Raw genomic sequence first — 14,779 nt, 5'->3', positions numbered from 1 at the left:
AGGTCGCCGCGCGGTCTTACCGGGCCTGGAAAAGCCGGCTCCCGGCCCTGCGAACCCTGGAGGACGCCCGCATCACTGATGCGCTGCGTGGCCTGAAGGTTCCTGACGGGAAGGGCCAGCCCCGCCCCGAGGTGATGTACGGGCGGCGGAAAATGACCGTCTGGCTGCGGCGGAACGGCTTCCCCGAGGCCTCCAAACATACCGTGGACCGGCTGATGCGTGCTGAGGGCATGAACGGACTGGTCCGCGGACGCAGGACGCGCACCACGATCCCCGGCAAGGACGGCCGCAGGGCACGGGATCTGCTGAACCGGGACTTCCATGCCCCTGTTCCGAACCATACCTGGGTCACGGATTTCACCTATGTTCCGGCCTGGTCCGGGTTCGTCTACGTCGCACTGGTCATCGACCTGTACTCCCGGGCCATCGTGGGGTGGGAGACCTCCACGGTCAAGGACACCACGTTCGTGGAGCACTGCCTGCGCATGGCGCTGTGGCGCCGCGAACACTCCGGCCGGCCGGCACGGGAAGGGCTGATCCACCACTCCGACGCCGGCTCGCAATACACCTCAATCCGCTACACCGACACCCTGACTCTGGAGGGCCTGCAACCCTCGATTGGCAGTGTCGGGGATGCCCTATGACAATGCTGCCGCGGAGACCGTGATGGGCCTGTTCAAGAACGAGGCCGTGGCCCAAGGGTCCCCGTTCCGGACCGGGGCGCTGAAGACCGAAGATGACGTGATCGAGATCGTGTTCGAGTGAGTCCACTGGTACAACACGCAGACTCCCGCCGTCAACCTATGGGGCAGATTCGGGGGGTTGTTTGGGCGCAGGGGTAGGTGGTGGACGTGCCGGTCGGCCTGTCCACTAAGAGGGCTTTTGCGAGTTAGCCTGCGATTTGCAGTGGCGTTTCGTCCGTTGAGGGTTTGGTCAGTCCCGTGGTTTCTGGCTGTGCGTGGGCGGGAATTGCTTCCTTGCGGAGGGCGTGCAGGCCCGGGTCGTATTCAGTGCGTTCGTGCCAGCATTTCCAGAGAATGCGGACCCAGCGAGCGGCGATGCCGCGCAGTGCCCGGTGATGGCCCTGTCCGGCGGCACGGGCGGCCTGGTAGTGGCTGCCGGACCAGTGCGGGTCGTCACGGACGGCGACGAAGGCCCACCAGTCGATGGCGTGGCGCATGCGTTTGTTCGCTGCGTAGCGGAAGCGGACCTGTCGGGTGCGTCCGGAGGCGCGGGTGACCGGGGCCAGTCCGGTTTCGGCCAACAGGGCTGCCGGGGAGGGGAACCGGGCCCGGTCTTCTCCCATGCCGGCCAGCAGGGTCGCCGCGGTGACGGGCCCAGTGCCGGGGAAGCTGGTGAAGATTCTCGTGTCTGGGTGCAAGGCCAGGAGCCGGTCGATTTCAGTGTCGTAGTCTCGAAGGTGTCGGTTGAGCAGGGCGAGCTGTTCGGCGAAACGGACGGCAGTGAAGGCCTTGCCGTGGTTGGTTCCGGTCCCGGCGGCCAGTAGGTGCGGGCGGAGCCGCTCTATGAGTGTTTCCGCAGGTGTCCGGCCGGAGTAGTGCTGTGCCCTGATGAAGGATTCCATGCGTTTGACGCTGAGCCGCGCGGTCTGGACCGGCAGCGATTGGCGATGTTTTCAAGAGTTCCCAGTATTTACAAGGGCTGGAATCTGGTTCGAGCCCCACCTCGGGCACAGTGTTTCCGCAGGTCAGACGTCTCTTTCGCCTTTGAGTGTTGACTGTCAACATCCCGCGCGCGGGTCCCCGAACCTGACTCCGTCGGAAGTCTTCAGTTGTGGCTGGCCGTTCCTGTGGCCGGAGCTTCCTTTCTGCCGGCTTGAGCGATGGTCTCGCTTTTCACTTCTTCATGGGCCTGGGTGGCCGGAGCAACGTGACCCAGGTTCGCGAGGGGGAGCAGGGTTGTGTGCTGCTCGTTGGGTGTTCCTGTTTGCATACCTGTTCATGGTGGCTTTCTTGATCCACTGCATGACCGGGGTGAAGTTTTTGAGATCTTTTTGGTGGCTGATTCCGCAGCTTGGACGGGCGCTTCATTGGCCACTGCTTCATGGCGGCATGTGGTGGAAACTGCGTGACGTGAAAGGTGAGCCAAACGGCTTGCTCCCAACCGTCATAGATGCAGCCTGAACTGGGCTGAACGTTCCAGGCAGGAGGCCGACCGCTGCCTCTCAACACTCGGCAATTGGACGTGGTCGTCCAATTGAAATCGCCGGTTCGATCGCGGCAGGCCTATGCCGTGGCTTTTGCGGCGAGTCTTGCGCGAAAGGAGCCCGGCCTTACATGTAGGCCGGGCTCCTGCTATTTCGGGCCGTATTGGACCCATTTGTCGGGGTGGTGTTCGCCGTCGATCATGCGGATGGTGCCGGATGGGGATCGCATCACAATCGATTCGGTGGTGATCGTCGATTTCTCGTATCGGACGCCCCGGAGCAGGTCACCGTCGGTAATGCCTGTCGCTGCGAAGTAGCAGTTGTCACTGCGGACGAGGTCGCCGGTGCCGAGGATCTGTGCTGGATCATGACCGGCTTCGGCGGCTTTGGCACGTTCCGTGTCGTCCTGTGGTGCCAGTCGTCCCTGGATAACACCGCCGAGAGTCTTGATTGCGCAGGCGGCGACAATGCCTTCGGGAGTGCCGCCGGTGCCCATCATCGCATCAACGCCGGTGCCGGGCCGTCAGGCGGCGATGGCGGCAGCGACGTCGCCGTCCAGAATGAACTTTGTTCGTGCGCCGGCTGCCCGGATTTCATTGATGAGGTCACGGTGGCGTGGCCGTTCCAGGACGGCGACGGTCAACTGGCTGATCTTGACCCCCTTGGCCTTGGCGATGAGGTGGAGGTTCTGTGCGACGGGAAGGCGCAGGTCAAGCAGATCCGCGGCTTCGGGTCCTGTCACCAGTTTTTCCATGTAGAAGTCAGCCGATGGGTCGAACATCGCGCCCCGTTCGGTGGCGGCGAGGACCGCCAAGGCGTTGTTCATCCCAAGGGCTGTGAGCCGGGTGCCGTCAACCGGGTCGACGGCGACATCGCAGGCAGGGCTCGTACGAAGCTCACAGCCTGAATCTCAATCCCAAGAACAAGCCAGTATCCGGTTACGTAGCTTGGGCAGGCGTCGGCGACGACGATGAAGAAGAGGTGGCGTAGGACCACAAATGGAGACCCACAACGACAAGAAGCTCCGGTTTGGACATCCCAAGCCGGAGCTTCTTCAATGGTTCAGGCTAGTCCTTTTGCCGGGCGATGAAAGCGCCCATTCCGGGGACGGTGAACTGCACGAGCCCGTGTTCGGGCGCGAAGATGATTCCCTTTTCGATGAGGCGGGCACGCTGGCTGGTGAGAGAGCTGTGATCCTTCCCGAGGCGGCTGCTGAGGTTCGCTGTGGCGGAGGGACTTTCGCCGTCTTGGCTCATTGCCCGCAGATAGCTTCGTTCGGCAGGTGTTGCCCGTTGCCAACGTGCGACGAAGAAGCCGTGGTCCAGATCGGCTGTTCCGAGCTCCACGGCCAGGCGTGCATCTCCGACCGTGATCACCTTGTCTGAGGCTGTCTGCCATAGCGCGCGCCCGTAGGCCTGAAGGAAATAGGCGTAGCCGCCGGCTGCATCCAGCACCGTGGTCAGGGCCTATCAGCCTGGAGACAGATCATTTCTGTCAGGGTGAGATTTAGGACTGCTGAGTCACGCTGTGCGGTAAGTCGCGTTCGGCTCTATCCTGACACGCTACGACAAACTACCTGACGTCGGCATGGGGTGTGCCGTAGGCATGGGGTGTGCCCTAGACTGGACGATCTCATCCTGGGCTGGTTTTCCGGACCTGATGATGAGTCCGGTACACAACGGCCCGTGTCGCCGAAACTTTGAGCATGCCCCGTTCCAGCGTTGTTAGGAAGGCACAAATAGTTCGGCATTGAATATGCGCGCGTACTAGCACTTGTAATGGTTCCGAGACTGGCCCACTAAAAAACAAGGGCGCCCGCTCAGACTCCCGAAGGTGGGTCGGGGGACGCCCTATTGCAGCGCGGTGCTAACGGCCGTAGGGGTCTGTGATGCCGATGTATTGGGTGGTGGTGTATTCGGCGATGCCTTCGGATCCGCCTTCGCGGCCGAGGCCTGATTGTTTGACGCCGCAGAAGGGTGCTGCGGCGTTGGAGATGACGCTGGCGTTGAAGCCGACCATGCCGAACTCGATTTGTTCCGCGACGCGGAGGAGGCGGTTGAAGTCGCGGCTGTAGAGGTAGGACGCGAGCCCGTACTCGGACGCGTTCGCGAGCCGGATGGCTTCTTCTTCCGTTCGGAAGGTGGTGACGGGGGCGACGGGTCCGAAGATTTCCTGGTCGAGGATGGCGGCGTCGTTGGGGACGTTGGCGAGGACGGTGGGCTGGTAGAAGTAGCCGGGCCCATCCACCGGGCCGCCACCCGTAGCAGCAACAGCGCCGGCGTCGAGGGCGGCACTGACGAGGGCGTGGACGTCGTCGCGGGCACCGCCGTCGATGAGCGGGCCGACCTGGGTGGCCGGGTCGGTGCCGCGGCCGGTGTTCAGGGCGCCCATGGCGGCGGCGAACTTCCGGGTGAATTCCTGTGCGACGGATTCGTGTACCAAGAAGCGGTTGGCGGCGGTGCAGGCTTCGCCCATGTTCCGCATTTTGGCGACCATGGCCCCTTCTACGGCTTTGTCCAGGACGGCGTCTTCGAACACGATGAACGGTGCGTTTCCGCCCAGTTCCATGGAGGTCCGCAGGACTTTGTGCGAGGCATCAGCCATGAGCCGTTTGCCGACCGGGGTGGAACCGGTGAAGGAGACCTTTCTCAGTCGGGAGTCCTTCAGCAGCGGCCCGGAAATGCCCGAAGCCGAAGAGGACGATACCACGTTCAGGACCCCGGCAGGCAGGCCCGCTTCCATCATGGTCTGAGCGAACAGCTGGGACGTCAACGGCGTCAGTTTGGCGGGTTTGAGGACCATGGTGCAGCCGGCGGCGACGGCCGGGGCTACCTTCCGGGTGGCCATCGCCAGCGGGAAGTTCCACGGCGTGATCAGCAGGCACGGTCCCACCGGCTTGTGTTGGACCAGGATCTTGTTCTTGCCCTCCGGGGTGGTGAGGTACCGGCCGTAGTCCCGGACGGTCTCTTCGGAGAACCAGCGCAGGAACTCGGCGCGGTAGGTGACTTCGCCGCGGGCTTCGGCCAGGGGCTTGCCCATTTCCAGGGTCATCAGCAGGGCGAAGTCTTCGGCGCGTTCGGTGACCAGGTCAAAGGCCCGGCGCAGAACCTCCGCCCGGGTCCGGGGCGCTGTCCGCGCCCAGGACGCCTGGGCGGCGTCAGCCGCGTCCAGAGCTGCAATGGCGTCTTCGCTGGTGGCGGAGGCGAGGGTGGCGAGGACCTGCCCGGTGGCGGGGTCGTGGACGTCGAACGTGCCGCGGTCGGACGCCTCCCGCCATTGCCCGCCGATCAGAAGGCCATTGGGGACAGAATCCAGCAATTCGAGTTCGGTGAGTGTGGGGACAGGGATAAGCATGGGTTTTCCGTTCGTTGAGCAGGTTACGGTGCGCGCCCGTGAGAGGTTGCGGTCTTGTGCGGCCGGGAGAATGCGTGACGCTGGTGGCTTAGTAGGCCTTGACTCTCTGCTCGACTATGAGGTGGATGAGTGCGAAGATGCGGTATTCGTCGATGGCTTTGAGCGCTGCTTCGATGGCAGCGGGGACATCGGCGTCCTGTTCAACCTTGATGCCGAAGCCACCGAATGCCTGGGCCATGAGCGCGAATTCCGGGTTTTTCAGTTGCGTTCCGGAGACCCGGTCAGGGTAGTGGCGTTCCTGGTGGGTGCGGATAGTGCCGTATTCCTGGTTGTCCATCACGATTACCAGGGGAGTGGCACCGTACTGGGTTGCGGTGGCCAGTTCCTGGCCGTTCATGAGGAATTCCCCGTCGCCTGCGATGGTGACGATGCGCCGGCCGGGGTATTCCAGGGACGCTGCGATGGCGGAGGGGACGGAGTAGCCCATGGAGCCGTTGCGGGCGCTGACCATGGAAGCGTAGCGCTGGGTGGGGAAGTAGCGGTGCGCCCAGTTGGTGTGTTCCCCGGCGCCAAGGGTGATGGCATCCGTCGGCAGGATTGGCACGAGGTTCGCCATCAAGGTGTCCATCCGGGCAGGACCGTTCGTCGGCGCCGCCGGGGGTAGGGCTGCAAAGGATTCCTGCTCGCCGCGCATCCGGGCCGTCCAGGCTTTCCATTCGTCCCTGACCGGGAGTTCGATCTTGGCCAGGTCGCGGATGAACACGTCAGGTTTGGCGACGATCTGATAGGAGACCGGTGCTGAGCGGCCGCGGAGGGATGGGTCGATGGTGACCAGGAAGTTTTTCTTGGACCAGTCCTGGCGGCACAGGAATCCGTCGGTGATGACATCTCCCGGGGACAGTGCCGACAAAGACCAGCAGGTCAGTTTCTTCGAGCAGGTCATAGGTCGGGCGGGGGCGCCCGTAGCCGATAGGACCGACGTAGGACGGGGAATCAAACGGGACAGTACCCTGGGTCCGCCATTCGGCCGCCGCGGGGATATGGTGCTTTTCCAGCCACGCGGTGAATTGGTCAGCGCCTTCCTGCGTCCAGTCGTTGCCGCCGGTGACGAAGAGCGGCTTGCTGGAGCTGGCCAGGGCAGTGGCCAGGGCATCGGAATCCACCCTCGTCATACCTCCGGTGGCGACGGGGATGGGCGGGTGAAGTTCGGCGGGGATCTGTTGCCGGATGACGTCCTCGGGCAACCCGATGACAACGGGGCCGGGCCGGCCATTCATTGCAGAGAACAGGGCCTCGGCGACGATTTCCGAGGCACGCTCGGCGTGGTCCAGGACCATCACGCGCTTGGCGCCGGTGCCGAACCAGGCCTTGATGTCGAATTCCTGGAAAGCTTCGCGGTCCCGGTGCGCGAACGGGATCAGGCCCACGAACAGCACCATGGGGGTCGAGTCCTGCCACGCGGTGTGCAAACCGACATGGGCGTTGGCCGCACCCGGGCCGCGGGTGACCATCGCTATGCCCGGCATCTGGTTCATCTTGCCGTCGGCCTCGGCCATGTACGTGGCCCCGCCCTCATGGCGGCAGACAATCGTTTCAATGGGGGAGTCGTGGAGTCCGTCCAGGACGTCAAGGAAGCTTTCGCCCGGGACGACGTGGGCGCGCCTGATGCCATGGGCCACCAGCGTGTCAACAATGACGTGCCCTGCCGACTTTGAAGTTGCCACCCGCAGATTGGACTTGGTTTCGTGGGGTTCGGACTTGGTCTGGGTCATAGTCAAAAACTTTCATGAGTGATCCGATTTAGAGGGGTACTTGGCAGGAGGTGTCCGAGTTTTGTTTTTTTGCCATCGCGGGTCTCCATCGACTGTCAGTGGGGCGCCGCAGTTTTGGGGATGACGGGCAGGAGCAGACGTCCGCTGCTGAGTTTCGGATGCTTGGGTGAACAGCCGGACGGCAACGAGCGAGTGAAGAGGTCCTGCTGGGCAGCGGAAGGGAAAACCGGAACCTCCCGAGTTGCGAGAAGCGGGAGGTTCCGGTGGTAGGTGGATGGTCCGCTATTGAGCTCGGTACGGCGATCGGCATGTTCTCAGTCGGCTTTCGGCCCTTGGCAGAAGCAGCAATTTGCCTTGGTAGCCGGGGCCTGGGAACGACGTGATCGGACTTCCTTAGGAGGGCCACCCTTTATTCCGTGCTTGCCGACAGTCAAGCGGACTTAGCAGGCGGCAAGCCACCGTCGTTTTTCGATTCTTTGACCAAAAGGTACCGTCGAGGTCACGGCTACCGTAAAGGACCAATAATCGTGTTGGGTAACCAGGACTCCCGCGCCTCCCATTAGTTGCGCCTTTAGTTCTGCGATTTCCACTGCTCGGGCTAGATCATTGTCGATGGTGACCGCATCATCTCCGTTGACTCCCAGAACCGATTCTGATTCTTGGAATATGGTCATTACTTTTTCTCCATCTATGGGGGCAGCATTAGCTCGGCGGGTTTGTTCCTGGATTAGGAGCTCGGTGCTGCGACCCGATCGAATTTTTTGAATCCGCGCGCGTACTGCTGCGGATAGTCCATTGGTTCTCCCAGTTCGGCCGCCGCACGCTGTGCCCAGTTGGGGTTGGAAAGCAGTTCCCGCGCTAGGAATACGGCGTCGGCTCTGCCCGCGGATACGATTTCAGCTGCCTGGCCTGGTTCAGTAATCAGTCCCACGGCAGCGGTGGGTATGCCTGCTTCGCGTCGTATTTCTTCGGCAAACTGCACTTGATAGTTCGGCTGCACCGGAATCTGGGCATCGGGTGCTATGCCGCCGGTCGAGACATCTAACAAATCGACTCCGTGTTCTCTAAGAACCTTTGCGAGCAGAACCGTTTCGTCCCGAGTCCAGCCAATTCGTCTGTCCTCAGTGTCCCCAGCAAGCCAGTCCGTGGCAGAGACTCGGAAGAACAGGGGTTTGTCCTCTGGCCACTCGCGTCGCACGGCATCGACGACCTCGGTAGCAAATCGCATCCGGTTAGGAAGGGAACCTCCGTAGTGGTCGGTGCGGTGGTTCGAGAAGGGTGACAGGAATTGATGTATGAGGTACCCGTGGGCACCGTGTAGTTCCAGTACATCGAAACCGGCATGGCGTGCGCGACGAGCAGCTGCACCAAAAGCCTCGACGACAGAGCGGATTTCCGCAGTTGTGAGTTGCCTCGGTGCGGGAATGGAACCGAAAGGTTCTGTGCTGGGTCCAACACGGTCCCATGTCCTCTCGATATGGTTCCCTTCTTTCCAAGGGCGGCCTGTCGCAGCTTTTCGCCCTGCGTGCACTAACTGGATGCCCACCGCTGTTCCATGGGCGTGCAGAAAATCAAGGATTCTGCCGTGAGAGCGGGCTTGCTGGTCGTTCCACAACCCCAGGTCGTACTCGCTGCTGCGTCCCTCCGGGCTGACGGAAGTCGCTTCCACCATTGCCAGTCCAACGCCGCCTATCGCACGTGCCGCGAAGTGTTGAAAATGCCAGTTGGTCGCTGCACCAGTGTCGGGTCCGGTGGGTGTGGATGAAAACTGCATCATTGGTGACATCCAGATGCGATTTCGGATTGTCAATCCGCGCAGCGTGATGGGATCGAACAGGCTCGTCATCGTGCCACCGCCGCAGGTACGTCCGCGCCCAGGAAGGCTTTTCCGTTACGCAGCAGCGCGGCCCGGTCCAGCCCGCAGGTGTTGACGAAGGACGGCAAGCTAGTTTCGGCCATGTCAAACGGGTAGTCGGTTCCACAAAGGATCCGGTTCTCTCCAGCATGTGACTGCAGCAGGTCAAGAGCTTGGGCGTCGTGCGTCACGGTGTCGATGTAGGCTGCCCGGAAGAGTTCTCGTGGATTCCGTGAACTGTGGGCCCGGACGTCCGCTCTGGCCTGCCAGGCATGTGCCCAGCGTCCCAGGAGGGCGGGCGCGCAGCCACCACCGTGGACAAAGCAGATCCTGAGATTCGGTAGTTCTTCTAAAACCCCGCCAAGGATGCTGGATGCGACCGCTGTGGCGGTCTCCACAGGGTTGCCGATGAGATTGGCCAGGTAGTGAGATGACCATTCAGGTCGCGGCAGCTGCATTGGATGCACGAGCACAGCGAGTTGGTGCTTTGCGGCTGAACGCAGCACTGACCGAAGCACTCCGGTGTCGAGCGATGTCCCTCGTAAAACAGGGGGAATCGCGATGCCTGCAAGGATACCGGCCGCGGCGATATCGGCCACCTGATGGTCGGCTGCCCCGGCGTCATCAAGCTGGACCAGTGCCAGGCCGGAGAGTCGGCCGGAGGACTCGGCGACGACCTTTGAAAGGCTGGCGTTGTACGAGTTGATGTAGTCTTCGGCCGGCGAGTTTACAGCGAACGCGAAAGGCGGCGGCGACAGTGCTCGTAGGGCTATGCCATTGGCATTCATGTCGGCGATGATGGCGCTTATATCGCTCATTGCCTCTGTCCGGATAGACAATGGCAGGTTGCCTAGGAACAATTCACCGTCCTGATCCCGCATGGCCCCGAACGGAGAGCCAGGTGGGAGCCCGAACAGGTCTGCCGGCAGCCAGTGTGCGTGGACATCAACCAAGTCGGCGCTCATGGCCCCACCACCGGTAGTGGTTCGTTCTCGGAGTCGAGGTGTTCGACAGTGGTGAAAATCAACTCCGTTTGACCGACATTTTCGATGTCATGGAGCAGATATTCTCCGTGCGAGAAATGGAAGTGGCGGGTTTCTCCGGCTGAGTACGAGACGTCACGAGTGGTGCCGTCGTGTGTGTGTTGACGACTGGTGCCGGCGTTAATAGCGGTCCAGAAGTAGTCCAGGACGTGGCGGTGGGCGTGCCAGCGGTCCCCCGGTGAGAGTCGTATTTCCCAGACTCGCACACGGTTATTTTCACTGAGGAGTTTTGATCCCACTTGCCCGTCAAATGCGTGGGTGTCGAATTCCTGGCGCAGCTCGTCGGACCATCCTTCGAAGTTTGTCCCGACAAGGGTTCCGGCGAGGGGCAGATCGCTAAGGAAGCTATCAGTAGTCATGGGTGAGCCTTTCGATGGTGGTTGTGGGTTAGCGGCCCGGGCCGTATAGGCCGAATCGAAGATCTGCGTCTCCTGGGGTCCACGTGTTGGTGAACTGGGATCGTTCGCCCATGGCCTTTACCCGCGCGAGCAGGTTGCTGCTGAGCTCGAGCTGGCCGGGTTCCCACTTCTCCAGGGCCTCGGCGACGTTGCCTGCCGAGGCTGTCAGCGCCTCACTGAGCGCCCAGGCATCTGCGGCGGCCTTGGCGGTGCCGGCGGCAGCATGAGGTCTTGCTCCACACGCCGCATCCCCGATCAGGGCCACCCGGCCACTCACCATCTTCGACGCACGCGAATCCCAGACAACCTGGATAAAGGGCGCCTCGGTCGCCGTCACCACTTCGGCTGCGGCTGGGGCAAGGATGCGCGTGGCAGTCTCGCGCATCTCGTCTACATAGCGATCTTGAACCTGGTTGGGGTGCACTGACACTTTTCCCAGGAATCCTTGCTTGTTGGTGAGCATTTCGTCGAGGTCCGGCCCCGCGGCTACGTTGCGGTACCAGACGTAGTTCATGAGACGTTGGCCCTTAGCGACGCCTCGCTCGCTGGGGATGGGATACATGGTGATTTGGGAGTGCGGAACGACGTTGTAGGTGACTGCGTCATTGAGCAGGGCGGCTGTTTCGGCGGTTAGATTGGCTTCGTCGACCGTTCCGCGCCATCCGATGTACCCGGAGTAGTCGAGGGTGACATCGGGGTCGATCCGGGCTCGGTTGCCTGATGTGACACCGTCGGCTATCACGACGAGAGATGCTTGCTCTCGCCGGCCGCTGACGAAGCGCACGGTCACGGAGCCCTCGTCCTGATCAAATCCGCAGGCAAATTCACCGAGGTGGTAGTGCTCGCGTCCGAAGTCCGCGAGCAGGGCTCTATAAAATGTTCCCCAAGACGTATGGGACCAGGAACGGGCTTCTCTATCGATGATGTGGTTGTCGGAATCAATGTACTGGACCCAGTTTGTCGTGGTGCTAACATCTTCTGGTCGCTGTGAACTGCGCTCCCGAAACCATCGCAGGGTGTCCGGTTGCAGAACGATACCGCCGCCGCGGCCGTCCAAATCAGATGGTGTTCGTTCATAGACATCAACTTCAAAGCCGAGGTCTCGGAGTAGAAGGGCGGCAGTGAGTCCGCCAATGGATCCTCCGATGACCACTGCTCGCGATCCGCTGTAGGCGTTCATGTCGAGGCTCCTTTCGCTGATACGGGGTCGGTTGAGAGGTCTGAGGGGGTGTCAGTTGGGAGTTCGGCGTTGCGAGTTTCAGGGGCGAAGTACAGCCCAATGAGGCCGATAATTCCTGTGGCGGCCAATACCGCTGTCGCCACGCCGAGGTTGCCGCCAAACCAGGACGTCGCTATGACACCGGCGACGAGCGGACCGGCGGCGGTGATATACCGGCCGATGCTGTTCGCCAGGGCAATTCCGCTCGCCCTCATACTTGGGGAGAACATTTCGGGTCCATAGACGAAGTTTCCTGAGAGTGCTCCAAACAGCCCGAACCCAACGATGGGGATGACAATCAGGTAGGTGGTGTAGTTGTGCTCGAACGGGAAGAGGTAAGCGATGCTGAGCCCGGAAATCATGAAGCTGACCAGGAACGCTTTGCGCCGTCCAATGGCGTCAGCGAGGAAGCCCCATGAGGCGTACCCGAGGATTCCGCCGGCGTTGAACAGCATTGATGAGACTGCAACGCGGTGGTTGGCCACCTGGGAGGAGAGGGATTCGGCGACAGTCATGTCCCTAATGATTTGGGGGTACCACGTGGAGACGCTCCAGAATGCCAACAGGGAGCCGGAAGCAAGGGCGGTGCAGATGAGGGTTGTTCGCAGATGCGGTGGTGACAGGAGCCGACGTAGGACGAATTGGTCTTCTGGTCGGCGTGTGGCTTTTCCTTTGCGCTCCTTGCGCTCCGCGATGACCGTCTTAATCTCTTCAGGTTCGGGAACATAGCGGCGCAGGAACCACACGAGAAACGCAGGGACGACTGCCAGGACAAGCATGAACCGCCATCCATGATCGCTTAGCAGAGCGTAAGCCAACGCAGCCATGAAGAAACCGGCTGCATAGCCGGACATCATCACACCGCAGGCCCGGGCACGGTACTTGTTGCGCCAGACTTCTGCAACGAGTGCCGCCCCTACTGGCGCTTCAACGCCGGATCCAAGGCCGGCGATGAATCGGAGAATGCCGAGCTGCCACCATGTGTCGGCAAATGCCGCCAATGCCGTAAAAAGGGCGTAGGTGAGGATGCCGATCGAAAGTACTCGGACCCGACCAAAGTAGTCGGCGAGAACACCAAAAAGGATTCCGCCGGTTGCCCACCCGGCAAGGAACAGGGCTACAGTCAGACCACCGTAGAGTCCGATCTGACCGGGACTGACCACGATGCCGGAGTGAGGCAGCAAGTCCGTCATGGCAGGGCCTAAAACCAGCGCGTAGAGGCTGCCAGCGAATCCGTCGAGTGCCCATCCCATGGTGGTGCCGAAGAGTACTAGCCATTGCACCCGGGTAATTTGCTGCCGCCAGCCAAGACTAGCCGTGGATCCGTTATTCAGAGTCACGTTATTGTCCAATCGTCAAAGGGTCGGTGACTCAGTTGAGCCGCTCGGGGGCGTCGGTCCCGTACCAGTCGACGTCATGGTCGGCGATCCGAACGACGATGGTCTTTATCCAGGTGAAGTCGTCAAAGGACTCTGTCCCAGCGTCCTTCCCGGTTCCGGATTCCTTGATACCGCCCCACGGCAAAGACGGTTCAAGACGGTGGTGATCATTGACCCAGACCATGCCCGACTCAATCGATGCCGCGACGCGATGGCCACGGGCGAGGTCGCGGGTCCAGACAGCCGCGCCCAGGCCGAAGCGGTTGTCGTTGGCCATTTCGATGGCTTCCGCTTCTGTGTCGAAGGGGACGACGACAGCGACGGGGCCGAAGATTTCCTCTTGGGCGACACGCATGGAATTTGTTGCGTCGGCGAAAACCGTGGGCCGCAGGAAGAAGCCGTTGCGAAGATCGTCAGGCAGGTCCGGGACTTTTCCTCCCGCGGCGAGCCGGGCGCCCTCCTGCTGACCGATTTTTATGTAGTCCATGACTTTGCTGCGTTGCAGGTCGCTGATCATCGGCCCGATCTGAGTTTCGGGCTGAGCGGGATCACCAATTTTGATTGCATTTGCCCTTGCAACCAACGCGGAGACAAACTCGTCGTACCGTTCCCGCTGTACGAGGAACCGTGCGCCGGCGACGCACGACTGCCCGGACGCTACGAACGCGGCGAAGGCAGCTCCTTCGGCGGCAGCCTTCGGGTCGTAATCGCCAAATACGATAACAGGGGTCTTGCCGCCTAGTTCAGCTGTGACGCGCGCGAACCGTGATGCTGTCGCTACTGTAGCGGACCTGCCGGCTTCGGTCCCGCCCGTCAGCGTAATCTTGGCGACGTCACCGTGCTCGCTCAGTCCGATCCCAGCTTCTCGTCCCCCCGTCACAACATTGATCACTCCTTCCGGGACGCCCGCATCGGTGATGATACGGGCCATCGCAAGGGTGGTGAGGGGGGTAAGTTCGGACGGTTTGAGGACGACTGTGTTCCCGGTCGCCAAGGCCGCTGAAAGGCTCCGGGCGAGGATCAGAGCAGGGTGATTGAAGGGGGTGATGATTCCGCAGACTCCCAGGGGTGTGCGCTTCTGGTAGGTCAAGTAGGGGCCGTCACTGGGTAGGACAGCTTCGCGTTGAGCCGCGAGAAGTGCGGCGTTGTAGCGGAACCACTCCGGCACACGGGACAGCTGAGCTCTGGTTTCAGTAATCGGACGGCCATTGTTCTGTGTCTCGAGTGTGAACAGCGATTCGCTGGCGGCCTCAAGAGCGTCAGCCGCCCGGAGCAATACCTTCGCTCGCTCCGTCCGGCTCATGCGCGGCCAGGGTCCGGACTCGAAAGCCGCCCTCGCAGAGGCAACGGCCTTGTCGACGTCGACACGTCCTCCGTCAGGAACTGTGGCGATCGACCGGCCTGTCGCGGGATTCGAGATGGTCAAGGATGCTCCACTATCGGCAGAAACATTCTTGCCGTCGATAAACATAAATTGCTCGATCATGTTTGTCTCGTTTCTTGGTCGTCAGCTGCTCTGCTGCGGCCTCTCTCGGGAAAGGATCATTACCAGTATGCGATCTCAATCACATGCTGAATATGTGCGAGCCCAC

At 61.6% G+C, this 14,779-nt stretch carries 11 protein-coding genes and 2 pseudogenes; 2 read left to right on the top strand and 11 right to left on the bottom strand.

All coding sequences use genetic code 11. The features are described from left to right. Both J7E82_RS09005 and J7E82_RS21015 read left to right on the top strand, forming a co-directional pair. On the top strand, window positions 1-644 hold a 644-nt coding region (locus J7E82_RS09005; protein ID WP_214862259.1), incomplete at its 5' end, for an IS3 family transposase. After that, window positions 634-765 carry a hypothetical protein gene (locus J7E82_RS21015; protein WP_285289712.1) on the top strand — a complete coding sequence of 44 codons (132 nt, stop codon included), beginning with the start codon at window positions 634-636 and terminating at the stop codon, window positions 763-765. The genes J7E82_RS09005 and J7E82_RS21015, both read left to right, overlap by 11 nt. Window positions 766-889: 124 nt before the next feature. Here the strand turns inward: J7E82_RS21015 and J7E82_RS09000 are convergent, their stop codons facing one another. The 11 genes and pseudogenes from J7E82_RS09000 to J7E82_RS08950 form a co-directional block, all read right to left on the bottom strand. Continuing rightward, the gene (locus J7E82_RS09000) at window positions 890-1,585 is read right to left on the bottom strand and encodes a transposase (protein WP_214862258.1); all 696 of its coding nucleotides are present in this window, start codon (window positions 1,583-1,585) and stop codon (window positions 890-892) included. Window positions 1,586-2,315: 730 nt separating this feature from the next. Further along, window positions 2,316-3,056, bottom strand: a pseudogene (locus J7E82_RS08995) (fructose-bisphosphatase class II family protein); the annotation flags it as partial. Between the two features lie 178 nt (window positions 3,057-3,234). Continuing rightward, entirely contained in the window at window positions 3,235-3,621 is a 387-nt protein-coding gene (locus tag J7E82_RS08990) for a hypothetical protein (RefSeq protein WP_214862257.1), read from the bottom strand. Between the two features lie 412 nt (window positions 3,622-4,033). Then, complete coding sequence (locus tag J7E82_RS08985; protein WP_214862256.1) at window positions 4,034-5,521, bottom strand: NAD-dependent succinate-semialdehyde dehydrogenase; 1,488 nt, start codon at window positions 5,519-5,521, stop codon at window positions 4,034-4,036. Window positions 5,522-5,609: 88 nt separating this feature from the next. Beyond that, window positions 5,610-7,293 (bottom strand): annotated as a pseudogene (locus J7E82_RS08980) (thiamine pyrophosphate-dependent enzyme). Between the two features lie 727 nt (window positions 7,294-8,020). Further along, window positions 8,021-9,139: an NADH:flavin oxidoreductase/NADH oxidase gene (locus J7E82_RS08975; RefSeq protein ID WP_214862255.1), complete on the bottom strand. Its 1,119-nt coding sequence runs from the start codon at window positions 9,137-9,139 to the stop codon at window positions 8,021-8,023. Then, window positions 9,136-10,113, bottom strand: coding sequence for an amidohydrolase family protein (locus J7E82_RS08970; RefSeq protein ID WP_214862254.1), 978 nt, complete (start codon window positions 10,111-10,113; stop codon window positions 9,136-9,138). The genes J7E82_RS08975 and J7E82_RS08970 overlap by 4 nt, the downstream gene beginning before the upstream one ends. Then, the gene (locus J7E82_RS08965; RefSeq protein WP_214862253.1) at window positions 10,110-10,550 is read right to left on the bottom strand and encodes a hypothetical protein; all 441 of its coding nucleotides are present in this window, start codon (window positions 10,548-10,550) and stop codon (window positions 10,110-10,112) included. Before J7E82_RS08965 ends, J7E82_RS08970 begins: the two co-directional genes overlap by 4 nt. A 28-nt stretch (window positions 10,551-10,578) precedes the next feature. Continuing rightward, window positions 10,579-11,769: an FAD binding domain-containing protein gene (locus J7E82_RS08960; RefSeq protein ID WP_214862252.1), complete on the bottom strand. Its 1,191-nt coding sequence runs from the start codon at window positions 11,767-11,769 to the stop codon at window positions 10,579-10,581. Further along, on the bottom strand, window positions 11,766-13,148 hold the full coding sequence (locus J7E82_RS08955; protein WP_214862251.1) for an MFS transporter: 1,383 nt from the start codon (window positions 13,146-13,148) through the stop codon (window positions 11,766-11,768). Before J7E82_RS08955 ends, J7E82_RS08960 begins: the two co-directional genes overlap by 4 nt. Window positions 13,149-13,179: 31 nt before the next feature. Next, complete coding sequence (locus tag J7E82_RS08950) at window positions 13,180-14,673, bottom strand: aldehyde dehydrogenase (RefSeq protein ID WP_214862250.1); 1,494 nt, start codon at window positions 14,671-14,673, stop codon at window positions 13,180-13,182. Between the last annotated feature and the right edge of the window lie 106 nt (window positions 14,674-14,779).

It is taken from the genome of Arthrobacter sp. ISL-30 (genome assembly GCF_018613855.1).
Classification (GTDB): Bacteria; Actinomycetota; Actinomycetes; order Actinomycetales; family Micrococcaceae; genus Arthrobacter.
This window is presented reverse-complemented; position numbering and strand designations above follow the sequence as displayed.